At 58.6% G+C, this 24,265-nt stretch carries 21 protein-coding genes and 3 tRNA genes; 7 read left to right on the top strand and 17 right to left on the bottom strand.

Translation table 11 applies throughout. The features are described 5' to 3' along the window. Positions 1-3: 3 nt before the first annotated feature. Together Q6E04_RS07460 and Q6E04_RS07455 are read right to left on the bottom strand one after the other, a co-directional pair. Positions 4-80 (bottom strand) — tRNA-Arg (locus tag Q6E04_RS07460). 225 nt (positions 81-305) lie between these two features. Beyond that, positions 306-382 (bottom strand) — tRNA-Arg (locus Q6E04_RS07455). A gap of 132 nt (positions 383-514) precedes the next feature. Between Q6E04_RS07455 and Q6E04_RS07450 the strand changes: the two genes are divergently transcribed. After that, positions 515-1,207, top strand: a complete 693-nt coding sequence (locus Q6E04_RS07450; RefSeq protein ID WP_303250153.1) for a 5-formyltetrahydrofolate cyclo-ligase — start codon at positions 515-517, stop codon at positions 1,205-1,207. Between the two features lie 38 nt (positions 1,208-1,245). Here the strand turns inward: Q6E04_RS07450 and Q6E04_RS07445 are convergent. Then, a tRNA-Gly gene (locus Q6E04_RS07445) sits at positions 1,246-1,320 on the bottom strand. Between the two features lie 520 nt (positions 1,321-1,840). On the opposite strand from Q6E04_RS07445, the gene Q6E04_RS07440 reads away from it, so the two are divergent. After that, entirely contained in the window at positions 1,841-4,957 is a 3,117-nt protein-coding gene (locus Q6E04_RS07440; protein ID WP_303250152.1) for an S-layer homology domain-containing protein, read from the top strand. A 208-nt stretch (positions 4,958-5,165) separates the two neighbouring features. Here Q6E04_RS07440 and Q6E04_RS07435 read toward each other — a convergent pair whose 3' ends face one another. The 4 genes from Q6E04_RS07435 to Q6E04_RS07420 all read right to left on the bottom strand — a co-directional run bounded on the left by Q6E04_RS07435 (position 5,166) and on the right by Q6E04_RS07420 (position 13,315). Continuing rightward, the gene (locus Q6E04_RS07435; protein WP_009139803.1) at positions 5,166-5,315 is read right to left on the bottom strand and encodes a DUF5679 domain-containing protein; all 150 of its coding nucleotides are present in this window, start codon (positions 5,313-5,315) and stop codon (positions 5,166-5,168) included. A gap of 168 nt (positions 5,316-5,483) precedes the next feature. Beyond that, positions 5,484-8,912 carry a M28 family peptidase gene (locus Q6E04_RS07430; protein WP_303250151.1) on the bottom strand — a complete coding sequence of 1,143 codons (3,429 nt, stop codon included), beginning with the start codon at positions 8,910-8,912 and terminating at the stop codon, positions 5,484-5,486. A 59-nt stretch (positions 8,913-8,971) separates the two neighbouring features. Then, positions 8,972-10,318: a hypothetical protein gene (locus Q6E04_RS07425; protein WP_303250150.1), complete on the bottom strand. Its 1,347-nt coding sequence runs from the start codon at positions 10,316-10,318 to the stop codon at positions 8,972-8,974. A 3-nt stretch (positions 10,319-10,321) separates the two neighbouring features. Further along, positions 10,322-13,315 (bottom strand): helicase C-terminal domain-containing protein, encoded by a 2,994-nt coding sequence (locus Q6E04_RS07420; RefSeq protein ID WP_303250149.1) that lies wholly within the window; start codon positions 13,313-13,315, stop codon positions 10,322-10,324. A 63-nt stretch (positions 13,316-13,378) separates the two neighbouring features. Between Q6E04_RS07420 and Q6E04_RS07415 the strand changes: the two genes are divergently transcribed. Further along, positions 13,379-14,035 carry a hypothetical protein gene (locus Q6E04_RS07415; protein ID WP_303250148.1) on the top strand — a complete coding sequence of 219 codons (657 nt, stop codon included), beginning with the start codon at positions 13,379-13,381 and terminating at the stop codon, positions 14,033-14,035. A 94-nt stretch (positions 14,036-14,129) separates the two neighbouring features. Here the strand turns inward: Q6E04_RS07415 and Q6E04_RS07410 are convergent, their stop codons facing one another. Further along, positions 14,130-15,083 carry a D-alanine--D-alanine ligase gene (locus tag Q6E04_RS07410; RefSeq protein WP_303250147.1) on the bottom strand — a complete coding sequence of 318 codons (954 nt, stop codon included), beginning with the start codon at positions 15,081-15,083 and terminating at the stop codon, positions 14,130-14,132. 179 nt (positions 15,084-15,262) lie between these two features. On the opposite strand from Q6E04_RS07410, the gene Q6E04_RS07405 reads away from it, so the two are divergent. Further along, positions 15,263-15,757, top strand: a complete 495-nt coding sequence (locus Q6E04_RS07405; protein ID WP_303250146.1) for a ferritin family protein — start codon at positions 15,263-15,265, stop codon at positions 15,755-15,757. Between the two features lie 99 nt (positions 15,758-15,856). On the opposite strand, the gene rlmN is transcribed toward Q6E04_RS07405, so the two are convergent. The 3 genes from rlmN to Q6E04_RS07390 form a co-directional block, all read right to left on the bottom strand. Continuing rightward, complete coding sequence (rlmN, locus tag Q6E04_RS07400) at positions 15,857-16,879, bottom strand: 23S rRNA (adenine(2503)-C(2))-methyltransferase RlmN (RefSeq protein WP_303250145.1); 1,023 nt, start codon at positions 16,877-16,879, stop codon at positions 15,857-15,859. 68 nt (positions 16,880-16,947) lie between these two features. Beyond that, on the bottom strand, positions 16,948-17,880 hold the full coding sequence (locus tag Q6E04_RS07395) for a ParB/RepB/Spo0J family partition protein (protein ID WP_303250144.1): 933 nt from the start codon (positions 17,878-17,880) through the stop codon (positions 16,948-16,950). Next, the gene (locus tag Q6E04_RS07390; RefSeq protein ID WP_368656407.1) at positions 17,873-18,877 is read right to left on the bottom strand and encodes a ParA family protein; all 1,005 of its coding nucleotides are present in this window, start codon (positions 18,875-18,877) and stop codon (positions 17,873-17,875) included. Before Q6E04_RS07390 ends, Q6E04_RS07395 begins: the two co-directional genes overlap by 8 nt. A gap of 86 nt (positions 18,878-18,963) precedes the next feature. Between Q6E04_RS07390 and Q6E04_RS07385 the strand changes: the two genes are divergently transcribed. Next, positions 18,964-19,149: a hypothetical protein gene (locus Q6E04_RS07385; RefSeq protein ID WP_303250143.1), complete on the top strand. Its 186-nt coding sequence runs from the start codon at positions 18,964-18,966 to the stop codon at positions 19,147-19,149. Positions 19,150-19,204: 55 nt separating this feature from the next. Here the strand turns inward: Q6E04_RS07385 and rsmG are convergent, their stop codons facing one another. The 6 genes from rsmG to rpmH form a co-directional block, all read right to left on the bottom strand. Next, on the bottom strand, positions 19,205-19,915 hold the full coding sequence (rsmG, locus tag Q6E04_RS07380; protein ID WP_303250142.1) for a 16S rRNA (guanine(527)-N(7))-methyltransferase RsmG: 711 nt from the start codon (positions 19,913-19,915) through the stop codon (positions 19,205-19,207). Positions 19,916-20,079: 164 nt separating this feature from the next. Further along, the gene (locus Q6E04_RS07375; RefSeq protein WP_303250141.1) at positions 20,080-20,646 is read right to left on the bottom strand and encodes a R3H domain-containing nucleic acid-binding protein; all 567 of its coding nucleotides are present in this window, start codon (positions 20,644-20,646) and stop codon (positions 20,080-20,082) included. A gap of 52 nt (positions 20,647-20,698) precedes the next feature. After that, complete coding sequence (locus Q6E04_RS07370; protein WP_303250140.1) at positions 20,699-21,469, bottom strand: YidC/Oxa1 family membrane protein insertase; 771 nt, start codon at positions 21,467-21,469, stop codon at positions 20,699-20,701. Positions 21,470-21,483: 14 nt separating this feature from the next. Then, positions 21,484-21,741 (bottom strand): membrane protein insertion efficiency factor YidD, encoded by a 258-nt coding sequence (yidD, locus tag Q6E04_RS07365; RefSeq protein ID WP_368656406.1) that lies wholly within the window; start codon positions 21,739-21,741, stop codon positions 21,484-21,486. Between the two features lie 28 nt (positions 21,742-21,769). Beyond that, the gene (rnpA, locus tag Q6E04_RS07360; RefSeq protein ID WP_303250139.1) at positions 21,770-22,126 is read right to left on the bottom strand and encodes a ribonuclease P protein component; all 357 of its coding nucleotides are present in this window, start codon (positions 22,124-22,126) and stop codon (positions 21,770-21,772) included. Between the two features lie 15 nt (positions 22,127-22,141). Beyond that, positions 22,142-22,276 (bottom strand): 50S ribosomal protein L34, encoded by a 135-nt coding sequence (gene rpmH, locus Q6E04_RS07355; protein WP_040626826.1) that lies wholly within the window; start codon positions 22,274-22,276, stop codon positions 22,142-22,144. 243 nt (positions 22,277-22,519) lie between these two features. Here rpmH and Q6E04_RS07350 point away from each other — a divergent pair, with 243 nt between their 5' ends. After that, positions 22,520-22,894, top strand: a complete 375-nt coding sequence (locus Q6E04_RS07350) for a hypothetical protein (protein WP_303250138.1) — start codon at positions 22,520-22,522, stop codon at positions 22,892-22,894. A gap of 492 nt (positions 22,895-23,386) precedes the next feature. After that, on the top strand, positions 23,387-24,190 hold the full coding sequence (locus Q6E04_RS07345) for an ATP-binding protein (RefSeq protein ID WP_303250137.1): 804 nt from the start codon (positions 23,387-23,389) through the stop codon (positions 24,188-24,190). Positions 24,191-24,265 lie beyond the last annotated feature (75 nt).

The following is a 24,265-nucleotide window of genomic DNA, read 5'->3' as shown; positions in this document are numbered from 1 at the left end:
AAGTGGTGCGCCGTGAGGGATTCGAACCCCCGACGTACTGATTCGTAGTCAGTCCCTCTATCCAGCTGAGGTAACGGCGCATTTCAAAGCAGCTCGTTCATAATAGCAGCATGCTCCAAGCGTGTCAAAGACTTTCTTTGCCAATTTCGAAAATTTGTCGGCAACAAGAACCATGCCGACAATTCGCCCCTCTTCGCAAACGGGAAACGCCCGCAGAACGCGCGCCTTTAGGCGAAAAGGACTCGCATGCCCACAGCGAAACCGAGGCATAAAAAAACCGCCTCGATAGGCGGTTAGAATTCAAATGGTGCGCCGTGAGGGATTCGAACCCCCGACGTACTGATTCGTAGTCAGTCCCTCTATCCAGCTGAGGTAACGGCGCAACTCGTAAAGCTCGTTTATAATAACCCGTACATTCCGCATTGTCAAACACTAATTTCATTTTTTCTTATTTTATGTTCGGTATATTCCAAATGAAGCATGAGCCCGATGAGGACAGAAAGGGGAATTTTTCATGTCTGACAACGTGAATAATCCCATTATTGGCAAGAAATCCCTCATCAGAAGCCAGATTCGTACCCTACGAAGCTCCCTCTCTCCGCATGAACGCTCGATGAAATCGCATGCTTTATGCACGGAAGTCGGCCGCATACTGGGCCTCGAGGAAGGTGAACGCGAAGAAAATACGACCATCGAAGCCCGCATCCTCGCCGACCGAAAAGCGGCGTCGACACCTGCCTTGCGCAAAGGAGACGCCGTCGCCCTCTATTCAGCCTTCAGCGACGAGGCGAATCTGGACGAGCTGATCGACCTCTGCTTTCGCAACGAAATACAGGTCGCCCTTCCCTGCATGAATCCGAAAGGCAGCACACGGCCGATGGATATGCGAATGGTCTCTCGAAGCGCCTGGCACGACGGGACCATCCCCTTCGTGCAAAACCCGCTGAAACGCATCGCTCACGACGATGCGGCCGTCGCTTCTTTCCCCATGGCGGCACCCGATGCGCTCGAAGCCATCATCGTCCCGCTCGTCGCCTTCGACGAACAGCGAAGGCGGCTTGGATATGGCGGGGGCAATTACGACGCCTATCTTCCCCTCGTATCCGAGACGTGCATCGTTATCGGCGTCGCATTCGCAGAACAGCGCGTCGTGCGCGTTCCCGCCGAAAATCACGACCTGGCCCTCCCCGTCATCGTATACGCATAAAGAAAGCCGTCGGAAACCGACGGCTTCATTAGTTGAAATGGAGCGGGTGACGGGACTCGAACCCGCGAATGAAAGCTTGGGAAGCTTTTGCCTTACCACTTGGCCACACCCGCATATGAGCATCGAACAGTATAGCGCATACAGACGAAGCATCGTCGACAATCATCATATTCGCCCGGAGGCATCGAGTTCGCACGGAGTCGCGCCTGGTCGGCCGCCGACCGAAAATATACCGAAAATCCCCTGTTCAAGTACCGCAAAAAAACAATCCTGTACGGTTTTCCCGACAGCAGCCAAGTGCAATGAATGCACAGTAGAGAAAGGCGGTCCGCAAAACACTTCATTCCACAACACCAAAACCCGAGAAGAACGGCAACGCAGGCATGAATGTCCTTTACGCGCGGTCGTTCTCTTCGAATTATCGCGTTTCGTTTCCAACTGTCCTCATGAATGCAATCGAAAAAAACGCCGACCGCGGCGTCGATGCTCGCAAAGGAGGTGGTTATAAGAGACCAAGGCAACAAAGGGCGACACACGAAGCCCCGCCGTTCTGCGCGACCATTCCTCGGAACCCTGCTGAACGATAAGGGGCATCCCTCGTATCGGAACAATGCAAGCAAGGAGGTAGTGCGAATGAAAACCATGAGAACGCGGATATGCGCGGCGCTATGCGCGGCAGCGACATTTCTTCTGCTGATGCCTGCCACGGCATTCGCGGCGACGACCATGACGGGCCCGGAATTCGTGAATTCAGCCAAAGACGGTACCATCACGCTGGAAGACGACGTAATTCTGACCTCGACCGTCTCAATCAAGCAAGACGTGACTATCAACCTCAACGGGCATACGCTAAGTCGCGACACGTCGGATGAAAAATACCTCAAAGTGCTTCTTCTCGACATTGACGACGGATCGGTCATCATCAATGGAGAAGGCACGATTACGGGCGGAGAATACGGCGATGTCGACCTCTTTTCACCCGCAGGCATCATCGACGTTTCAGGAAAAGCCAACCTGACCGTTCGCGGCAAAGCGGAAGTCAACGCCGGCGCGATTGCAAGCAATGGAACTATTGGCGATTTCCGCACAATCAACTTCTCGAGCGAGGGCAAACTGACCATCGAGGAATCCAAGATAGTCGGCCTGTCTTATGGCAACAAGAGTTCTGCTGCTGCGGTATACGCATACAGCAAGGCGGCCGTCGAAATCACGAAAAGCACGATTATTGGTGGAGCATCGGGATCCGACACGTCGGGTAATGCGCTTGAGCTGCGTACAACGGGCGATACGCCGGCAAAGATTGTCGATAGCACCCTGATTGGCGACTCCTCTGCCAATAGTGGCGGCGGCGGGCACGGCCTCTTCTTGAACACAAACGCTTCTGCAGTAGTCACCGGCGGTACAATCACCGGCAGGCACGGCACAAGCGGCGGACATGGCGTCAACGTTGCAGGGTCTCTCGTACTTGACGGCGTGGAGATTTCAGGCGGCACGTCGCGTACCTCTACTCCTGGCGGCGGCGTATACTGCACGTCGCCGGCCACCACGGTTGACATTAAGAACTGCACGGTCGAAGGCGGCTCTCCTGCCGAAGGCTTTATCACCAATTCCGCAAGCAGGGGCATGGAAATCTACGGGCCGGTTCAGCTGACTGTTGAGAATTCCTCGATTCTGGGCGGAAACAACAACCGCGACGGTGGAGACATCATTGGCGGAAACGCAATCTGGTTCTACGACGAAGATACCATCAACGCAAAGATCACGCTGATCGACACGGTGCTGGACGTGGGCAACGAAGTTGCAAACGATGCCGTTATTTCGGGCAACAACAACGCGCCTGCTGGCCCTAATGGAAAAATTCTTGCAAACATCACCGCAGGCGGAGCGCTCACGGTCAACGGCGGAACGCTGGCAAATACAACGATTACCCCCGCAGAAGGCGGCCTCGAACTCGTCCACAGCGAAGATGCCACGGTTGACGTCGGAAAAAATCAGCTGACTGTCATCAGCGAGGCAGTCGTCGAAAATAATGGCCGACCCGTCTTCTTTTCTGACGCCAGGGACGCCATACAAAATGCCAAGCCTGGCAGCACGGTAACTATCACGAACGTCGATGAAAACGAGAATCTCCCTACCCCTCCCGCAGGCGTCGAGATTGAAAACGGCACCGACAGCCCGATCCTCGTCGGAGGACAAACCGTCACGCCTGGGGAATCCGTCGCGAGCTATGTCGCTAAAATCGGCGACAAGGGCTACCTGTCGCTCGAAGCCGCCCTCGCCGATGCAAAGGCGAAAGACACCATCGAACTGCTCGGCAGCGTCGACTCCTCCGAAGCCGTCACGGTACCTGCCGGCGTAACGATCGACGGCAACGGACATGCCATCAACTGCACATCCGTAATTGCCAACGGCGCTTTCGTCACGGCCGGAGGCGACGGCGTCACGCTGAAGGACCTCGTTGTCAACACCAACGGCAATGCCAAACACGGCGTGCAGTTCTACTGCGTCGACGGCGGAGCCTTGGACGGAGCGAGCATCAATGGCGGCAGCTACACGTCCGTCATCATCAACGGCGCAACGAATATCGATATAAGGAATTGCACGCTTACTCCCGATGCCGGCGCATACGCCCATATCGAATTCGCCATGGGCAAAAACGTGAGCACCGTTCCGTCCATGACAATCAAGGGAACCCTGTTCAAGGGGCCTGAAACGGCGGCGAAAGTCTGGATCGACAACAGCACGGTGGAAAGCATCAAAGCAGCACTTGGGAACGACACCGCGATCGAGCAAGTCATCGCCCATATCAAGGAGCGGATCGATAACAACGATGCGGCCGGTCTCGATATCGCGATTCAGACCAAGCCCGACTCCATTGAGAACATCGTCGTGGGAGGATACGTCCCGCCCGCACCCGAGTATAAATACGCCGTCACCATCGCCCCTGTCGAAAACGGCACTGTCGCGGCCGATCCCGAAAATGCCGCCGCCGGCGAAACCGTCACGATCGTCACGACTCCCGCAAAGGGATTCTTGACCGAATCCATATTGGTCAAGGACGCCAAGGGCGCGCTCGTCGAAACCATCGCAAAAGACGAGAATTCCTTCACCTTCGAGATGCCCTCCTCCGATGCGACGGTAGCCGTTACGTTCGCCTGCGACGGCGGAGCATCGTGCCCGAGCCACATCTTCCCCGACGTCGACCGCGCCAAGTGGTATCACGTCGCAATAGACTGGGCAGTATCCAACGAGGTTATGAACGGCTTCGAATCCGGCGACCTTGCCGGGCTTTTCGGGCCCGAAATGAATCTCACGCGCGCGCAGATGGTTCAGATTCTGTGGAACCTCGAAGGCAAGCCGGCAGCAACGCTCGCCTCGTCCTTCTCCGACGTCTCGCAGGATGATTGGTTCTACGGCGCTATTGCATGGGCCGTCTCCGAAGGCATCTATGAAGGCTACGAAGGCTCCGACCTCTTCGGACCGAACGACTCCCTGACGCGCGAGCAAGCTGCGGCCGTACTGATGCGCTGGTCCGAGATGCAAGGCGAGGACGTTTCCGCGCGTGCGGACCTTTCCGCCTACCCCGATGCCGATGAGGTATCCGGCTGGGCTGCCGAATACCTGTCGTGGGCCGTCGGCGCCGATATTCTGCACGGCATCGAAGCATCCGACGGCACGCTTCTACTGGCCTCGCAAGCTTCTGCTACGCGCGCCGAAGCTGCGATGCTCATGATGCGTCTCGCAGCCTAGCGGCATCGAACGAGCTCGTTCCAGCCTGTTAGAACTCATGAAAAAGGCTCCGCTTCGGCGGAGCTTTTTTCATTCGGTGCCGATTTCGTCGGTTGTCCATAAAAACGGGCATCGACTCGCGTCAACGCCCGAAATCGAACGAACCCTCAACCCCATAGGGCAGAAATGCAACGCGGCTCCCCTCTCTTGGGGAGCCGCGCCATAGAAGCTATTTTGCAGCTCCGATACGGCAAATCGTAGTGCCGCAATCGGGGCATTTGCCTTTGGTGATCGGCTTGCCGTTCTTGGTCGTGCCCTCGACGGGATCCTGCATGACCTTCTTGGCCTTGCATTTCACGCAGTATGCCTCGATCGCCATTGTTACCTCCAAACTTCAGATGGGAGAACTCCCAGATAAACGGGTCGTTATGCGGCCCTCATATTCTCAATGATAGCGTACTTGCCGGCTTGCAGCAGCAATTCGCCCCGTTGTTCTTCCGATGTTCATGGAAAGGGGCCGCGCTACGATGCGCGGCCCCTTGCGTCGTTAAATGTTCTTCAGCAGCTCGATGACCATATCGGCGCTGCGGTCGAGAGCGTCGGGGTCGATGTTCTCGATGATATCGTCGGCCTCTCCGTAACGAGCCGGCTTGTTGCCGTCCATGCCGACGAGCGTCATCGCCTGCATGCGATGCTTCTGAGCGTAGCTCGCGGCACTCTCGCGCCAGTCGATCCTACTCGCCAAGATGCTGACGCCCGACGCCTGAGACGCCTTGCGCACGAAACGCTTCATGCGTGGAGAACACGAAGCCTGCCTCAGCTCGCCTTCTTTCTCCAAGTACGAAAGCGTGCCCGCGCCGAGCGATTCGAGGTTCACGATCACCGCGCCGCGCATGTCGGGAGCATGCTCCGCCAGGAACGCCTTGATGCCGCCGTTGCCGGCAAGTTCCGAGCCGAGCGCGACGAACCACACCTCGGTATTGATATCGCCCGCTGCGAAGGAATAGATCTGCTGCATATCCTCCTCGTACGGGTCGTCTTCGGCGACGGGCTTTTCACCCTTCGCCTCGGCGGCGGCATTGGCTGCGGCAAGCGCCGCGGCAAACGCGTCATGAGACACCGCGGGAGCGCTCAAGCGAGCGCGGCCCTCGTAGGGCCCGTCCTCGCCCTCTTCGTCCTCTTTGCGCGGCAAACGCGCCTTGATACCGTCGAACGCGCCGCCCTGCCAATCGTCATCTTCGTTACGGAAGCTCTCCCAGCTGCCGCGAGCCTTGCCGGCGGAACGGGCATCGAAGTTCTCGTCAACATCGAGCCATTCGTGAGCGCTCTGTTCCTCGTCTTTCTTCTTGCGACGGAACTTGCCGAAGAAACGACCGACACGAGACTGGGGCATCTCCACATAACCGGGACCTGCGAAAGCTCCCGTCTCCGTGAACTCTTCCTCAAACACCGAGTCGTCGGCATCATCCACGTAGACATCCTCGGGATCCACGTTCTCGATCAGCTCGTCGCCCACGGGTTCGGCGCCGATAGCGCCGACGGGAGCGAACGAACCTGTCAGGCTGACGCTCGTATTCTGGGTCTGGGGCGCGTCGACACGCGCGAAAGACCCCGTGGCGCCGGACGGACCGTCGATGGAGGGCAAGCTGATGGACAGAAGGTCCTTGGCCGCCTCTTCACCCTTCGACTCGGCGGCGCTCGCCAAAGGAGCGCGCTGGCGAAGCTCTTCGAACGAAACGGGCCTCGGATCGGGAGCCTGCATAGCGGGCAGTGTGATGCTGGGGAGGTCGACGACGGGGACGCGCGCCTCGATGATGCGACCGGCCTGCATCTGCGCAGGAGCGGCGGGGGCGGGCTGAGGCGCTGCGGCGGGCTGGACCGGCATAACCGCTGTCGATGCCGCGGCCACGGGCGTTTCGGGGGCAGTCTCCGCGACCTCCCTAACGGCGCCCTCGACAGGAATCGACGTCACCTCGGCAGACGATGCCACCGGAACGGCTTTCTCGATGGAAACCTCCATGTCCTTGACCTCGTCGGCCGTCAACGTCACCACGGAACGCTCCTTGCGGGCGCGATCCATCATCTCCTGAGAGCGGTCTTCAGGTTCTTTGTAGTACATCATCTGAGGCGAAACGGGCACGGTGGCATCGGCGGAAGCTACAGCGACCTCGATAGGCTGCGCTTGCTCGGCAACGATGACAGGAGCGGCGTCGGTCGCCTCGGAGGCGACGGCTTCCTCGGCAGGCGCCTCGACGGAAGCGACCGCATCGGGCGCTGCGACGACCTCTACAGGCTCGGATGTCACCTCGGCAGCAGCGGCACGCAGCGCCTCGAGATCGAGCGTGCCGGCATCGGATACCGCAGGCATGGCGGTGGTGGCTCCTGCCTCAGGCTCTTCTGCAGACTGGACGGCCTCGGAAGCGACAGACGCAGAATCGCCCTGCTTATCGGCCGAAAGATCGCGCACCGAAGCATCGGAATCCTTTTGATCGGAAACGTGCTGGTCGGATTCGGCCTCATCGACCGCAGCCAGAGCCTCGTCTTCAGCATTCTGCTCGACGGGCTCGGCGGCGGCAGAACCATCTTCCACGGAGGCCTGCTGCTCGGATTCGGACTCGGCGGTGAAATCGTCTTCGTACGGAACCTGTTCGACGGAACCGGGGATTTCCTGAATCTCGATAGGCTCGTCTTCGGGCATGACCTCTTCTTCGACGACACGGCGCTCATCGGGGAAATCGGCATAACGGGAACGATAGGAAGACTCGCTCTTGCCCAGCAGCGGCTCGCTCTTGCGGGCCTTCTCGGTAGCTTTGAGGTACCACTCGGGAACGGTGGGCGTCGGCTTCACCTTCGCGGCCTCGGCGGCCAGGCGCATCTCTTCTTCGAGACGGGCACGTTCTTCGGCTTCCGCTTCGGCGGCCAGGCGATCGGCCTCTTCCTGCTCTCGGCGCGCGGCTTCGGCGGCTTCGGCGGCTTCATGCAGTTCGGCGGCTTTCGCGGCAGCGGCGGCGAGCGTTTCGATCGGAGCGCTCGTCAAGGCGCTGCGCGTTTCCTTGCGCATGCGGCTGAGGTCCTCGGCAGAGGGGCCCTCGGAAAGAAGTTCGTCGTTCATGTAGGCCTGTTCGCCGCCGTCTCCCGCGCCATGCTCGTACGAAAGAGTAGCACCATCAGGCACGACGCCGGCGGCACGGGCCGTCTCCTCGTCATGCATGACGCCTTCGGGGAACGGCTCGCCCGAAGCCTCGCCGCTTCCGATGCGACGCGCGACCTCGAGCATAACGGCGATGCCCGACGCATTGGAGTTGGCTCCTTCGTTGTATGCCGACGCTTTCTCGAGAGCGATAAACGCCGCGGGAACGACCACGGCAACAAGAAGAATCACGGCGATGACCAGACATGCAGTCGCACCGATGCCTTCGCCGGCGAAGGCGAACTGGCGGATAAGCAGCACGACAGGCAACAAGCACATGGAAACGATCGCCGCATACTGCATCGGGCGTTTAATGGAAGGAAGGAATCCCGCCAGGTCGTGGCGCACCTTTCCGCTGTCGTAATTCGCCACCAGGATGACCTTGCGTCGACGAGTCCCCGCCCCATCGGGATCGTGCGAAGGCTCGTACTTCGCAACGACGTTCTGGCTCACGCCCTTCATGAAAAGCTGAGACAGAACGGGCTTGTCGAAGCTTTCGGCCACGAACACGGCCGCCGAAAGCACCGACGCAACGACGGCCGGAATGGCGGCTACGGGGAGGAACAGGCCCAGCAAAACCGCGACGATCGTCACGATATAGCAAATAAGCTTGGGCATGTCCGCATTCGAACTGCACGTGAAGTCTTCGATGTTCACCGGAAGACGCGTTTCCTTTTGGAAACGCTCGGTTATATAAAGAGCCGCCTGCTGCTCCTCTTCGGTACCCGCGGGGCGCGGACCGATCTCTTGGGAGAGATAGGCGATATGATCGATAGGTTTGCTCATACGGGCCTTCTTAATCTTCCTAGCCACATGGATAAGGGCATATTCGTCTGAAGTATATCCTATTCGCCCGGCCGTCCTAGGTAATCCCTAATAAACGCATCCGATTCCGCAGCCCGTTTCCTAGCGTCGAGATAGCGAGAACGCGTTTCCGACGTCTGAGCATCGAGCCTATCCAAAATAGGTTGAGCAGGGCGCTCGGGAAGGGCTGCGGCAAGCTCCACGGCCTCGGCATCGGCCCGGTTATACGACTCGTTGAACGATTCTGCCGTGGCCTTGTCCTGAATGTAGATGGCCTTGTCGCTTTCTACCGCATATACGTTCTGCTCCCTTTTCTTCTCGATCAGCGCCGCAAGCGCCGAAAAGTCGGCTGAAGGGCATTCCGCCTGCGCGGATGCCAAACTTGCCGCGGCCTCGTCGAGCAATGCGATGGCCTGCTCCGATTTGCCCTGGGACGCGGTCACGTTTTCCACGGTCGTATCAGCCACCAGGTCGGCGGCCTCCTTCATCAACCCGTCGGCCTCGAGCACCTGGTCCCAGCACTTTTCCGCCGATTCGACGGCGGAACGCGCATCGGCATCGGCATGAAGCAACGCTTCGGCATATTTCATCATGTCCCGTCTGGCATCGGCCGATTCCGACACCTGGCGAGCGGCGTCTTTGCCGGGCGACTCCCCCATCGCCTGAAACGCCTCGTCAGAGAATGCGCAGGCGGCATTGAGATGCACGCCCGCGTCGCTCATGCCCTGCTCGAGTTCGTCGAGCTCCTCGACGGTCACGATCGACTCGTCCTTCATCACCAGGTCGTCCATGCTGAGCACAAGCGAATCCGCCTTCTCTATTTCGTCGAAAGCCTGGGAAAGCAAGGCGAGATTCGATCTGCTCTGCTCGTAAGCGTTCGCGGCGAAAAGCGCTGCGGCGCCGATACATGCGCAGCAACAAAGCGACGCCACGGCAATCGCGGCGAAGCGACGGACGCGGCGGTTTTTCTTCCTACGCTTGATTTCCTTTTCGGGATCGCGCAGCGCCCTTTCGCGATTGCGCTGCGCGCGGGAAGGCTTCCTCTCGCGCGCAGGGCGCGACGATGCAGGGCGATCGGACGGGTGCGCCTTCTTCTTCGCGACGGGCTTCTTTTCCGAGGAAGCGGACGATGCCGCAGGCGCAGGAAGCGCCGACAGCTTCTCGTCTTTCGCAGGCAAGCGCCGATCTTTCTTCGAAGAAACCGTGAACAGCGACAAATCGCCCAGCTTGACCTTGGGGTCGGCCTCTCCCAGCTCGTTATCGGCCCGGCTTTTCAAGCCGTCGAGCACCGAAAGCGATATCTCGTTCGATGTGCCCGCCGTATTCTTTTTAATATGCACGCTCGCGCCGATGCCCCTGAAAGGACGGCCGCCCTTCTTGCCCGCCATGCGCTACGAGCCCTGTCTCTCCGATGCGCTGCGCACGATTTCGACGGCCTCGGCAGTCGAGCACGACTTCACGTTCTTCGACGGAAGGGAGCGCAAGAAGGTTTTGCCGTAGCCCTTGGTCAGCAGGCGCCTGTCGGCCATCACCAGCACGCCCGTATCGGTGGACGTGCGGATCAAACGGCCCGCAGCCTGCTTTATCTCGATAACCGCCTGCGGAAGGGTGTAGTGCGACCACGCCGCGGAATCGCGCAGCGCGCGTTCACACGAAAGCGGGTCTGACGGCTTGGCGAACGGCAGCTTGGGGATGACGACGCCCTTGAGCGTGGCACCCGGCGCATCGAAGCCTTCCCAGAAGCTCTTCAAGGCGAAAAGCGACAGGTGCTCGTCTTTCAGAAAATCGTCGCGCAGACCCTTCGTCGAGACGCCCCACTTCTGGCAGACCAGACGCAGTCCCTCTTCTTTCATCCGGGGATCGACGACATCGAAGCACGCCTCCATCTCGCGGCGATTCGTGAAAAGCGTGAGCATGCTGCCCTGCTGAGCGACATGCAGCTCGGTCAGCAGATGCTGAAGCGCCTCGAGATATCCCGGCTGGTTGGGCTCGGGAATATCATTGATCACCAGGACCTGCATGTTCTTATCGAAATCGTAGCTCGAGCCCAAAAGGCACGTCTCCGCATGCGACGACTCGCCCTCGTTGAGGCCCATGGCCGCCATGAAACTCTTGAAATCGTCGCCGATGGTCACGGTGGCGCTGGCATACACGACGCTTCGCGTCTTCTCGTACAGCGTCTCGTCGAGCATCTGCCCCACATCGACCACCTGGGCCTGCAGCTCTTCGGCCACACGCTCGGGCTTGCGCGAAAGCTTCGCGGAATAGACGAAGCGCGGATCGGCCTTTTCCATGATCAACTCGCACGACTGCAGCATTTCCTTCGCGTCGATGACAACCGTGGCGATATCGCGCTGGCAATCGGCCACGCCGTCGACGCCGTCGAGGAACGCAATGAGCTCGTTGCCTGCCGTGATAAGACGTTCTGACTGGTCGCGGAAGGTTTTCGCGAAACCGCGCAGCGCGGCGAAGCGCTCGTCGGAGCGCACGGCGTCGTTGATCCACAGATCGATGGTCTCGTAACTCTTATTTCCTTTGCCGACGTCGCACGCCACCAAGTCCTTCATACGGCGGGCGAATTCGAACGACGCCTCCGCGAACTCCTTGCCGCGCGCACGCGCCTTCTCGGTGAGACCGAAGAACAGCGTGCTCGCCTCAGGCTGCTTGCCCGAATCGAGCGGAGCGCGGCGCTCCAGTCGCACGAACGGGTTCCTCTTGGCGTCCTCGGAGGCAAGCCTGTTGGCAAGGCGCACCATCTCGGCGGCATCAAGCTTGATCGCCAACGCACGACGAGCCTCGGCCTCGGCTCCGTGGGCCTCGTCGACCACCCAGAAACGGATTTCCGGCAGCAAACCCCCGTCAGCGGCCAAGTCGCAGAAAAACAGCGAGTGGTTCGTCACCACGATATGGGCGCGCTCGGCCTTCTTGCGCACGCCGTGCACGAAGCACTGCGTGCCGTAGTACGGGCACTTGCGGCGCAGACAATCGCGCGAAGACGTCGTGAACGCATAGCGCGGCAGAGCCTTGAAATCGAGCTTCAGGGCATCCATGTCGTCGTATTCGGTTTGCTCGATGAACGAAAGCAGCGCGGCGATCGAGGGAGCCTGGCTCACCTGCTTGCCCATAACGGTCACGCTACGCGCGCCGTCATGCACCAGGCGGTCGACCAGGCGCAGGCACGGATAATGCGAGAATCCCTTGAGCGCCACGTATTCAAGGCTGCCCACGCCGCGTTCCTCGAGGGCGCGGCGCAGCAGCGGAAGCTCTTTGTAGACGATCTGGTCGAGCAACGCGTTGGTCTTCGTGGCCACGCCCACCGCCGCGTGGCTACGCAAAGCCGCCAATGCGCTCGGCAGCAAATAGGCCATCGACTTGCCTACGCCCGTACCGGCCTCGACCACGAGATTCGTGCCCGTGGAAAACGCCTTCAGCACGCTGTCGGCCATAATGGACTGCTCGACGCGGGGCTCGAATTCCTCGTACAGGCCGCCGACCACGCCGTCCTTCGAAAACGCCTCGGCAACCTCATGCGCATCGGGGAATTCGACCGGACCCGTACAACGCTCGACGGCGGCGGAGGATTCGTCGTCGTTCATCGTGCGCGAAAGACGCGCGTGTCGAAGCCCTCTGACGGTCATCGGGTAGCGCTTCGCGCGGATGTCGGTTCCATGTTCGGCCTCTTCGAGCGCAGCCATGCTCGACGCCATGCAGGAAAACACCGCGCCTGTAGGCCATTCTTCGACAGGTGCCAAATCGGCAATGTATTCAACCAGGTCAAGCGGCATTTCTGCAATAGCAGCCAGCAGAATGCGGTATACGGCGCACAACGCTTCCACATCGGCATCGGCACGATGGGTTGAAAGCGGCGCGTCGAAGGCCTTCACCAAGTCGATGAGCCTATGAGAATTCAAGCGCGGAAGCGCGATGCGGGCCAGATCGAGCGAATCGACCCAGAGGTTTTCCAGCAAGGGGTAACCCGCCGGGCTCTTCGTCGTGAAGCCCTTATCGAATGCGGCGTTATGCGCGACCACCGTGGCGTCGCCGACGAATTCCACAAGACGGGCGCGGGCCTCTTCGGGCGAAGGGGCATCGGCCACGTCTTCGTCGTGGATATCGGTCAGGCGAGCGACGTCATCGGGAATGGGCTTGCCGGGATTGACGAACGTGACGAACCATTCGGTGATTTCGCCGCGCTCGAGACGCGCGGCAGCGATTTGCGTCAATTCATCGTGATTCTGGGAAAACCCCGTGGTTTCGGTATCGAGCACAACGACGTTGCGATCGAGCTCGCCGAAATCGGAACGCTCGGCAACCTCCTTCAGACGTGCGTAGCGCTGCACGACATCCTCCGGAGTGCCTTGGGAAACGAAGTCGTATACACTCATATTCTGCATAATGAAATCTTTCATTTCGGTCATATTTCGCTAGCCTATCACGAAAGGAACCACATGCCTACAAACGCATCCGATGTCTATTTCGGCTCTTACGTCCGTTTCCAAACCCCCGATAAGCGGACGGGTGCGATCATCGCCGGATCGGATTACGCGGTCGGCGATTGCGGCGAGGTGGTCTGGCAACTCGACGAGAAAAAACACCAGCAGGCGTGGCTGAAAAACCCCTACGGACAGACCTTCGCGTACCTAAGCCCCTCGGATTCGTACAAGTTGGCCATCTACCACGCCAAAGGGTGGACCATACGCTACGTGCTCAGCTTCACCGCCTACAGCGAAGAACCCGACCCCGGCGTCTACTGGGGCCAGGCGGCGATCTTCGCCTACTCCCCCCGCCACACCGACCGGTTCGACCGTTTCGTGAAGATCTTCGCACAGGCGGCCGCCGACGGCTCGCGCCCCGATCCGGCCCTGAATCCGGCAAGCGTCGCTAAAGTCATCGCCGATCCCGAATCATGGACGCCGTCCAACAAGGTGAAGACCCCCAAGGGAAGCGGTCAAACCGTCATTCTCAAAGACCATCGCAGCGTCCACGACAAAATGCTCGACAAAGGCCGCAGCGGCAACGTGGGATGCTACATAATCAGCTGGGCATTCATCTTCGCCGTCATCGCGCTGGTCGTCTGGGTCGTTCATTCCATGGGAATCATCTAAGAAAGCCATCGCTTCGAAAGAGAGGGCCGCCCCGATCGAGGGCGGCCCTGCTCGTTTTCTAGGCGCAAAACGCATGCGGCGCGGAAACGCTCCGCTACTCCAACGCCATTTCGATCAGCTTCTCGCACACGTCGCCGAAGCTCATCCCCACGGCACGCGCGGCATCGGGAATCAGGGACGTATCGGTCATGCCGGGAAGCGTGTTGGTTTCCAAAACCCAGCAGCGACCCTCTTTATCGAGCATGATATCGGTGCGCGAAATGCCCTTGCATCCCAAAACGGCGTGGGCCGCAACAGCCATGCCTTGAGCCTGCTCGGTGGCCTCCTCCGAAATAGGAGCCGGGCAGATATGGGTGCTTCCGCCGGCGGCGTATTTCGCATGATAGTTATAGAATTCGTCATCGTTCGACAAAATTTGAATCACCGGGAAAGCAGTCGGGTCGTCGGAGCCCATAACGCCCACCGTAAGCTCGATGCCGTCTATGAACTGCTCGACCATGGCCTCGTCGTCGACCGCAAGCGCCGTGTCGAGCGCCGCCTGCAAATCCGCCGCATCGCGCACGATGGTCATACCGAGCGAGCTGCCTTCGGTCGAGGGCTTCACGACGCAAGGAATGCCGCACGTATCGACGATTTCCTGCCTATCGGCATCGTCGAGCACGTCGTTGCGACCGACGAGCACGGAAGCGGCGACGCGCAGGCCGGCGCTTTCGTAAAGCTCTTTGGACTTGCCTTTGTTGATCGCGATCGCGTTGGCAAGAATGCCCGAACCGGTATAGGGAATGCCGAGCGTCTCGAGGAATCCCTGCAGGGTTCCATCTTCTCCGCCCTTGCCGTGCAACGCGAGAAACGCCACATCGAAGGTTTCGTCGATCAGCCTTTTCAGGTCATCGCGCGAAGCGGGGTCGAGCAACGTGACCGAAAAGCCCTTTTCCTCGAGGGCGCGGCCGCAGCATTTCCCCGAATTCAGCGACACTTCCCGTTCGCCGCTCGTGCCGCCATACAGAACAGCGACAGCGTAGTCTTTCGGGTTTCCTGAGTAAGCCATTGTCCGTCCTTACCGTCTACGATGTTCTTGCGCCGCACGGCGCAAGAGGACTCTTCTTTGCCGCATCAATATATCCCAACGGATATATGTTATGAAGTTCCTTCGCGGGAACACACCGAAGCATTATCATTGATTCACCGATAAATATTTCGGTTTCTCGTAAGAAAAGGGGTACCACCATGAAAATCTATCGTTGCAAGGTCTGCGGTTATCTGCACGTCGGTTCCGCTCCCGAAGAATGCCCCATGTGCCACGCCGGCCAGGCCGCATTCGTCGAGTATCAGCCCGCTGACGTGACCGGCACCAAGACCGCCGAGAACCTCGCTGCCGCGTTCGCCGGCGAGTCCCAGGCCAACCGCAAGTACACCCTGTGGAAGCACATCGCCGAAGAGGCCGGCGAAGATGCGGCCGCCGCTGCATTCGACCGCCCCATGGCCGAAGAGACCGCCCACGCGCTCGCCGAGGCAGTGTATCTGGGTATGTTCGGCGGCGTGAAGGAGAACCTCGAAAGCGCCGCTGCCGGCGAGCAGTACGAGGAAGAAAGCATGTACCCCGAGTTCGCCAAGATTGCACGCGAAGAGGGCTTCGAAGACATCGCCCACTTCTTCGAGATGACCGCGAAATTCGAAGGCGCCCATAAGGCCGGCTACAAGAAGGCCGCCGAGGCTCTGTAACGAATCTTTCGTTCGGTCCGCAAAAAAAGCCACCCGATCGGGTGGCTTTTTTCTTGCCTTCGCTCAGGCGGGCAGGCGCACAAGGCGCCAGCCCCTTCCTTAACGACGCATATTCTTGAGCTGGCCGCAGGCGCCGGCGATGTCGGAGCCGCGCGAATTGCGAAGCGTCGCCTCGATGCCGCGCTTCTCGAGTTCGGCGACGAAGCGATTCACGGTCTTTTCACTGCTGGGCTGCAGCACCGAACCCTCGATTTCGTTGATCGGGATGAGGTTCACGTGGCACATGGTGCCACGGCAGAAGTCGATCAGGGCGCCGAGGTGCTCGTCGTCGTCATTCAGGCCGTCGATCATCACGTATTCGTACGTCACGCGGCGACCGGACTCCTCCTGATAGGCGCGGATATCCTGCTTCAGGTCGGTCAGGCTCTGATGGACCATGGACGGCATAAGCACGTCGCGGGTCTTCTGCACCGCGGAATGCAGCGAGATAGCCATCGTGAACTGCTCGGGCTCGTGCGCGAACTTCCTGATGCCCGACAGAATGCCGCACGTGGAAAGAGTGATTTTGCGGGCGCCGATATTCAAGCCATCAGGCGAATTGACGAGCCTCATGGCTGCCATGACGTTGTCGTAGTTCAAGAACGGCTCGCCCTGCCCCATGCCGACCAGATTGGTCACGCGCATACCCATATCCTTCTGGGCGATGAGCACCTGATCGACCATTTCGCCCGGCAGCAGATTGCGCGTGAAGCCCTCTTTGCCGGTCGCGCAGAAAATGCAGCCCATAGCGCAACCCACCTGAGTGGAGAAGCATACCGTCAGGCGATCCTGCGAGGGGATGGCTACCATCTCGGCTGCGGCGCCATCGGAGAAACGTACGATGTATTTCCTCGTTCCGTCGGTCGACACGCGCTTGTCGATAACTTCGGCGCGATGCAGAGGCGCTTCTTTTTCAAGACGCTCCTTCAGGGCCGCAGGCAGATTGCTCATATCGTCATAGGAATCGACGCCTTTCTGATACAGCCACTGCATGAGCTGCTTTGCGCGGAATCCGGGCTGGCCCCATTCCTTCATCAGGGCGCAGATGCCTTCGTACGAATACGCTTCAATTCCTTGTGCCATTGGTTCTCCTTCGGCGTGTATCGAACAAGGCCCCGACAGCGCATGCGCCCGGGGCCTCGAAACCTTCGTTATTCGGGATTGCTCATCATATCGAAGATTCGCTGCAAATCCTCTTCGTCTTTGAACTCGATCTCGATTTTATTCTTGCCGTTCGCGCTCCTGATGCGCACCTTGGTATGAAACGCATCGCCGAGCGACTTGGCGGCTTTCTTATACAGCGGCGACGCAGGCGGCTTCGGCGGCTTCTTCGACGCGGCCTCTTTGCCCGCGATCAGCCTGGCAAGAGCCTCGGCTTCGCGTACGGAAAGCTTTTCTTCGCGCAGCTTCTCGGTGAGTTTTCGCCTGCCCTCATCCGACGGGATGGAAAGGATCGCGCGGGCGTGTCCGGCGGCGATCTTCTCTTCGAGCAGAAGCTGCTGGGCGTCTTCGGGCAAGTCGAGCAGACGCAGCGCATTGGCGATCGTAGAGCGTCCCTTCGACACGGCAGCGGCCACATCGGCCTGCGTTTTATTGCCGCTTTCCATCATGCGCTTGTAGCCGTACGCCTCTTCCATGGGGTTCAGGTCGCTTCGTTGCAGATTCTCGATCATCGCCAGTTCGAGAACTTTATCGTCGTCGGCATTCTTGATACGCACCGGAACCTTCTCGAGGCCCGCAAGGCGGCTTGCCTGCCAGCGACGCTCCCCTGCGATGATTTCATAGCCGTCGCCCGACTCCCTGACCAGGATTGGCTGCAACAGCCCATCGCGCGCGATCGAATCGGAAAGCTCCTGGAGCTCTTCGGGGTCGAACTGCCTACGGGGCTGATCGGGATTCGGAAAGATGCGCTCGAGCGCCACTTCGTCCGACACGCGGGCGCTTCCCTCGGAATCGACCGCGACAGCCTCTCCTTCGCCGCCGTTCGCGACAAGGCCCTCGGCGTTCTCTTCCGCAGCGGCCTCGTAGCCGCCGATCAAAGAACTCAAACCACGGCCCAAGCCGCCCTTTGCACTCCTAGCCACGACGCACCACTTCCTTCGCCAACGCACGGTATGCCTGCGCGCCCTTGCCCGTGGGGTCGTATTCGGTAATGGGCTGACCGAAGCTCGGCGCCTCGGACACCTTTACAGAACGTGGAATGACCGCATCGAACACCAGCTTCTCGAAAAAGCCGCGCACCTCGCTTGCCACCTGCTTGGACAACGTCGTGCGACCGTCGTACATAGTCAACAACACGCCGAAGATATCGAGCGAAGGATTGAGATACGTTTTGACGCGCTTCATGGAATCGAGCAGCTTGGTCACGCCTTCAAGCGCGTAAAACTCGCACTGAATCGGAATGAGCAGCTTGTCGGCGGCGACAAGGGCATTCACCGTCAGGAGACCGAGCGACGGAGGACAGTCGATGAACACGTAATCGTACTTGCCGCGAACCGAACCGATAGCTTCCTTGAGCCTGTTCTCGCGTGCCATGGCGGATACAAGTTCCACCTCGGCGCCGGCGAGATTGATGGTCGCGGGAGCGACGTCCAAACCGTCGCACACGTCGGGAACGATCACATCGAGCAGCGTGGTCTCGTCGTCGATCAAAACGTCGTAGACACAGCGATCGAGCTCGCCTTTTTCGATACCCAAACCGCTCGAAGTGTTGCCCTGGGGGTCGAGGTCGACCAGCAGAACCTGTTTCCCCAGTTCGCCCAAAGCGGCGCCAAGATTGATGGCCGTCGTCGATTTTCCGACTCCGCCCTTCTGGTTCAGAATGGCGATGACCTTGGTCGCACCCACCACATGCTTCACCGGTTTTTTATCGGCATACGTACGCAGCGGCGTGGCGACGAACGTATGAACGCTCTCCTCGACCTGCTCGTCTTCGACCGGCTCGGCAGCGACTTCGCGCTCGACGACGCGCACGTCCTCAAGCTCTTCGTCTTTTCCTTGATCGTGAGAAGCGGGAGGAATCGAAACCTCGGGCGTTTCGTGATGGCTCACTTGACGCTTGAAACTATCAAACAATCCCACGGATTCCTCCTCGAACGCGGCGATGGCCCCATGAATACGGCTTTTGAGCAAAAAGCTTCGCCGATGTGTAGAAAACGATGTTTCACGTGAAACATCCGGCCGATGATGACGATACGGCCGAATCACTCGATTTCGTTATTATACCGTTCGGCGGCACGGCATATCGTCGTATTGGAAACCCGCTCTTTTTCTTTAAATCACGCATGAAAAAGCCAGACAGCCGCAGCATGTTTCACGTGAAACAACGCGCGACCGCGCGGCATGGTCGATGACGAGCGGCGTATCTCGCCAAAACCTCCCGCCACGGGAGTTTTTGGCAAACCTCCCTTAGCGCGGGCGCAGCGGGTCCTTCTGGGCCAGGCCGACCCTGCGCGGAAGTTTGACGCGCGGCTTGCCCGTTTTCTCGAACACGAAGATGCAGCGCGTGGAGCCGTCGCTCAGCGAGAAATCGCGGCGCTCGACAAGCGTGAGCCCCACCGTATCCTGAATGCCCAGGGCACAAGACAACTCCTCTTCCGACGGCTGCGCTTTGTAGCACACAAGACGGCCGCCGCGTTTCAACAGCGGCGAGGCGAGCTCCATCAACGACCCCAGGGCGCTCAACGCGCGCGCCGTGAGAACCGAGAATTCGCCGGCGCGTTCGCGTCCAAGATCCTCGATTCTGCCCGCATACACGTCCACCTTGTCGCCCAGACCGAGCTGTGCGGCGACGCCCTCGAGCGCACGCACCTTCTTCTGGACCGAATCGACGAGCAGGGTCTGCCTGCCCGTCATGATGCACATCGGCATGCCGGGAAAGCCGCCGCCGGTGCCGAGGTCGGCATACAGGCCAGCGGGCGCGTCCGCGACGAACGGAAGGCCGGTCAGGCTGTCTTCCAAGTGAAGCACGATGCCGCCCTCTTCGGAAAGAATCCTGGTGAGGTTCATCGTCTCGTTCACCTTCATGATCGCGTGCAGGTCGTCCATGAGCAAGCGCTCCTGACCCTCGTCGATATCGATGCCATGGCATTGCGCCATGATGTCCGCCAAGCGGCCCATATCCACCTCTTTCGCATATTCGGTACGGCATTGCCATTGTATCCGAGCCCGCGCATCGCGACCCGCGCGGCACGGCACCCATAAAAAACGCCGCCCCGGAAAGGGCGGCGTTGCGGCGGCTTCCCGCGGTCGGAAAGCCGCTCGATCTGGTCGAATCGTATCCGCTAGCGGGGAATGACCACCACGTGGCGGGCACTGCCCTCGCCCTCGGAAGCGGTCTCCACATCGTCGCGGTCGCGCAGGGCGAGATGGACGATGCGGCGCTCGTACGGAGTCATCGGACGCAACTTGATATTGCGGTCCTGGGAAACGGCGCGGCGGGCGGCCGATTCGGCAATGGACTCGAGCTTCTGACGCTGGCGGTTCTTGTAGCCTTCGACGTCGACCACCACGGGATAGCGGAAGCCGAGCGTGCGCGTGGTGATGGCGGAAATGATGAACTGCAGCGCATCGAGGGTCTTGCCATGGCGACCGATCAGGATAGCCAGGTTGTCGCCGGTGATATCCAGGATCAGCTCGCCTTCGTCGCCCTCGTATTCGTCGATGGTCACTTCGCCGACGTCGAAATGCTTCAGGATGCCCTGGAGCGCGTCGATGGCGGTGTCGGCCACGCGGTCGAGCTCCTCTTCGGTCAGCTCGATCATCTCGGTATGGGCGGTGTCGCCCTTCAGCTCACGAGGAGCATCCTCCTCGACGATGCCCTCTTCGGCCATGATATCTTCCTCGGCCATGACGGGTCCTTTCTTTGACAGCGCCGGAACGGCGCCCGGCGAACGAACTCTTTTAACGCTTCTTGGTCGGGCGCTTCTTCTTCACCTTGCGCTCGACGTTGACCTTCACCGGCTGAACCTCGATCTGCTCGGCCTCTTTCGCGGCCTCTTCCTTCTTCAGGATGCGCATGGTCAGCTGGCTCTGCAGGATGCCGATGACAGAAGACGTGCCCCAGAACAGCAGAACGCCTGCGGGCGAACCCCAGGAAATCCAGAGCATCATGAGGGTCATGATGCCGCCCATGATCAACATCTGGTTACGCTGCGCGCTGTCGTTGTGGATGTTCTGCAGCACCATGGGCAGGAAGGTCGCGCCGGCGAACACCAGCATCAGGACCAGATACGGGAAGAACGCCATGAAGCCGTCGCTGAAGACGCCCGAGGGGGTCTGGGTCAGGTCGGGAACCATGCCGTAGAACGTGTACGCGGTCTCCCCCTGGCGTCCGCCCAGTTCACGAAGGGTCTGGAACATGGCAAGGAAGATAGGCATCTGCAGAAGCATGGGCAGGCAGCCCGCCAGAGGATTGAACTTGGTCTCGGCGTAAAGCTTCTGCATCTCCTCGTTCATGCGAACGGGGTCGTTGGAGAACTTAGTCTGGACTTCCTTGATCAGAGGCTGGATCTTCTGCATCTGGAAGTTCGATTTGATCTGCTTGTGCATGATCGGGGCGACGATCGCGCGGAAGATGACCGTGATGACGATGATCGCGAGACCCCAGTCGCCAACGAAATTAAAGAAGAATTGGATACAGCTGAATATCCAATCTTTAAACGCGTCCCACATTGACTTACACCTTTCTACAGTTCGTCGGGCACAGGGTCATAGCCTCCGGGATGGAAGGGATGACACCTGCATATCCTCTTGACAGTCAGCCATCCCCCACGAATGAACCCGAATCGCTGGATGGCGATGAGTCCATATTCGGAACACGTGGGAATATAGCGACAACACGCGGGGAAAAGAGGGGATATGGCAATGCGATACACTCTTATCAATGCGAGCGCAGCGTTTTTCGGCAGCGCTCGAATAAACGACCATGCCGCCTTGATCATCATATGCACCTTCTCGTATCCGCCCGGAGCATTATCGCGAAGCAGACTTCACAAGCCCTGCCTTCGACAGGGCCTTAGAACACGCGGTACTCACTTTACTATAAGACGCCTTGAGAATAGGAGCACGGGCCAGAAACACAACGTCATAGCCGTCCCACGGTGCACCGCATGCGCGGGCGATTTCCCTCATGCGTCGTTTCGCGCCGTTGCGCCAAACGGCATTTCCTGACTTTTTTCCCGCAATAAAAGCAACACGACCATGATCGATCTCATGGTCGTGTTGATTGCAATGCTTCAGCACCATAACCGTAAGAAACGGCGTGCTGAATTTTTTTCCTTGCGAGAAAAGAAGGGATATATCGGCGCTCGACTTAATGGTCGATTTCAAACCGATGACCTTTCGTTACACGCAAAGACGCTTGCGGCCCTTGGCGCGACGTGCGGCCAAGACAGCACGACCACCCTTGGTAGCCATGCGGGCACGGAAACCGTGGCACTTGGCGCGCTTGCGCTTATTCGGCTGATAAGTGCGCTTCATATCGACTCCCTTTCAAACGGACAGAAACCATAATCCTTTGATGAATAGCCGTACGAGTATACCTCGCACAAATTAAAAGTAAAGCATTTTTTCCTTATTCAACAGGGATAAGACGGAAAACACCGTGCAAAGGGCGGCCGAATCGGGCCATCCGACCGAGCCGTCTCCGAACGACTACCACTATATATATGTATACGAAAGAGCTTCTTACACACATGAAGTGTCGGATCGGCATGCGAAGCGATGCGCCGGCCCGACGGACGCATCTCAAGAAAATCCACCGAACCGCAGAGCGGCGGCACCAAGACCGCGAGCGACGCGATACGCCCCCATGTTGAAAAAAACACTCCGAAAAAGGGCGGCGCCGGATGTTTTTTCCACGAGCGTTTTCCGACAGGCCTATCACAGAAGTGGAAATTCCATCTTCCAACAATTTCGCTCTGGAAAACCTTCCACGGTTTTCCAAAAAGGTATCCACTTGATCTCCAGAATTTCGTGAAAAGAATTTTTTTCGCAAAGGCCGTCGTGGAAAAATGGAAAACTACCCTTCTTTCCACATTACGCTTTTCTTCGTCCCTTCACCTTATTGTGAGTATTGTTGAAATTATTGAAAATTAAAAAAGTCTTTTCTTCACTCTGTTGAAAACCATCTGTTAATTTCGTTAATGTCCAAAATCAAACTCGTGAGTTTTGTTGAAACAGTCGGAATAAAACCATACTTTTCTATATTTGAACTGGTGATTCTTTTTCTAACAATTTTGATGATAACAAGGTTGAAAATCCGGGGTATTTTGAAGTAAACCGTGGATAACCTTATCGGATTCAGTCATTTTTCCTCCCTTTCATTTTTTCTTTTCCTCACTTTTCAAGTCATTTTTCCTCAATGCGATTTCTCTTTTCTACAGTTTTCAATACTTTCAACACTTCATGAATAAAAAGTTGAAAACATGGAAAACTCTGGCTGGATCCAGTGAAGAATTCCACATAGGTGCAAAACACCCTTGGAAAACTTTTCCACAAACCATAGAATGAGAAATCCACTCGGGAAAACGACGCGTCATTTTTCCGATGGAAGCGCGTGTCGGCGAAAACATCGGAATCGGGAGAGCGTTGGAACACACTTCAGACACAGCGGAAAACGCCCCTGACGTCGCCGCCTCCTTGAGCGGCGATTTTTCGCGTGCGCTCACGTCCGCGCGCATCGCATGCTACGACGATTTCCGCAGCGCCCCCCGCGTCACGGAAATCAAGCCGAACTCGACTGCGGAATTCATCGAGGAGCTCGCATCGACCGCATACGCCCAGGCCCAGCAGGCCGGAGGCACCATCCCCTACACCGTTGTCAGGGAGGTCAGCGAGAATTTCATCCACGCCCAATTCCGCGAGATCATCGTATCTATATATGACAAGGGCAATACGATACGGTTCTCGGACCAAGGCCCCGGCATAGCCCAGAAGGAAAAGGCCCAGATGCCCGGATTCTCTTCGGCGGTCGAACCGATGAAGAAATACATTCGCGGCGTCGGAAGCGGGCTTCCCCTGGTCAAAGAGTACCTTTCGTTTTCGCACGGCCGCATAACCATCGAGGACAACCTCACCACGGGCGCCGTCGTCACCATCAGCATCAACCCTGACGACGACCGCGAACCGCCGCGCAAGCAAGAGCCGCCGCAGTCCAAGCCCAAACGAAGCGCTTTGGTGCCGCCGCTCACCGATAGAGAGAAAGACATCCTCTATCTTTTGATGAAAGACGGGTCGCTCAGGCTCACCGACATCAAAAACGAGCTCGAGCTCAGCCCCAGCACCGTCCACCGAGCACTGACGAATCTCGAAGAGACGGGACTGGTCGAAAGCGTCGGAAAAATCCGGACGCTGACAGAACTCGGACGCCAGGTTGCGGGAAAGCTGTTCTGAAACCCGGCGCAAAGAAGCGTCACGAAACACGATATTCATCCTCTGACGAGGGTTTTTAAAGAAAAGGTCGGATAG

Source organism: uncultured Slackia sp., assembly GCF_959608125.1.
Taxonomy (GTDB): domain Bacteria; phylum Actinomycetota; class Coriobacteriia; order Coriobacteriales; family Eggerthellaceae; genus Slackia.
Note: the sequence above shows the minus strand (reverse complement) of the source record. Positions and strands in the feature narration are given on the sequence as shown.

Excerpts from the sequence above, each read along its gene's own strand:
- Q6E04_RS07450 (WP_303250153.1), top strand. The coding sequence starts at position 515 with ATGTCTGACAACGTGAATAATCCCATTATTGGCAAGAAATCCCTCATC.
- Q6E04_RS07440 (WP_303250152.1), top strand. The coding sequence starts at position 1,841 with ATGAAAACCATGAGAACGCGGATATGCGCGGCGCTATGCGCGGCAGCG.
- Q6E04_RS07435 (WP_009139803.1), bottom strand. The coding sequence starts at position 5,315 with ATGGCGATCGAGGCATACTGCGTGAAATGCAAGGCCAAGAAGGTCATG.
- Q6E04_RS07430 (WP_303250151.1), bottom strand. The coding sequence starts at position 8,912 with ATGAGCAAACCTATCGATCATATCGCCTATCTCTCCCAAGAGATCGGT.
- Q6E04_RS07425 (WP_303250150.1), bottom strand. The coding sequence starts at position 10,318 with ATGGCGGGCAAGAAGGGCGGCCGTCCTTTCAGGGGCATCGGCGCGAGC.
- Q6E04_RS07420 (WP_303250149.1), bottom strand. The coding sequence starts at position 13,315 with ATGAGTGTATACGACTTCGTTTCCCAAGGCACTCCGGAGGATGTCGTG.
- Q6E04_RS07415 (WP_303250148.1), top strand. The coding sequence starts at position 13,379 with ATGCCTACAAACGCATCCGATGTCTATTTCGGCTCTTACGTCCGTTTC.
- Q6E04_RS07410 (WP_303250147.1), bottom strand. The coding sequence starts at position 15,083 with ATGGCTTACTCAGGAAACCCGAAAGACTACGCTGTCGCTGTTCTGTAT.
- Q6E04_RS07405 (WP_303250146.1), top strand. The coding sequence starts at position 15,263 with ATGAAAATCTATCGTTGCAAGGTCTGCGGTTATCTGCACGTCGGTTCC.
- rlmN (WP_303250145.1), bottom strand. The coding sequence starts at position 16,879 with ATGGCACAAGGAATTGAAGCGTATTCGTACGAAGGCATCTGCGCCCTG.
- rsmG (WP_303250142.1), bottom strand. The coding sequence starts at position 19,915 with ATGGGCCGCTTGGCGGACATCATGGCGCAATGCCATGGCATCGATATC.
- Q6E04_RS07375 (WP_303250141.1), bottom strand. The coding sequence starts at position 20,646 with ATGGCCGAGGAAGATATCATGGCCGAAGAGGGCATCGTCGAGGAGGAT.
- Q6E04_RS07370 (WP_303250140.1), bottom strand. The coding sequence starts at position 21,469 with ATGTGGGACGCGTTTAAAGATTGGATATTCAGCTGTATCCAATTCTTC.
- yidD (WP_368656406.1), bottom strand. The coding sequence starts at position 21,741 with ATGATGATCAAGGCGGCATGGTCGTTTATTCGAGCGCTGCCGAAAAAC.
- rpmH (WP_040626826.1), bottom strand. The coding sequence starts at position 22,276 with ATGAAGCGCACTTATCAGCCGAATAAGCGCAAGCGCGCCAAGTGCCAC.
- Q6E04_RS07350 (WP_303250138.1), top strand. The coding sequence starts at position 22,520 with ATGCGCCGGCCCGACGGACGCATCTCAAGAAAATCCACCGAACCGCAG.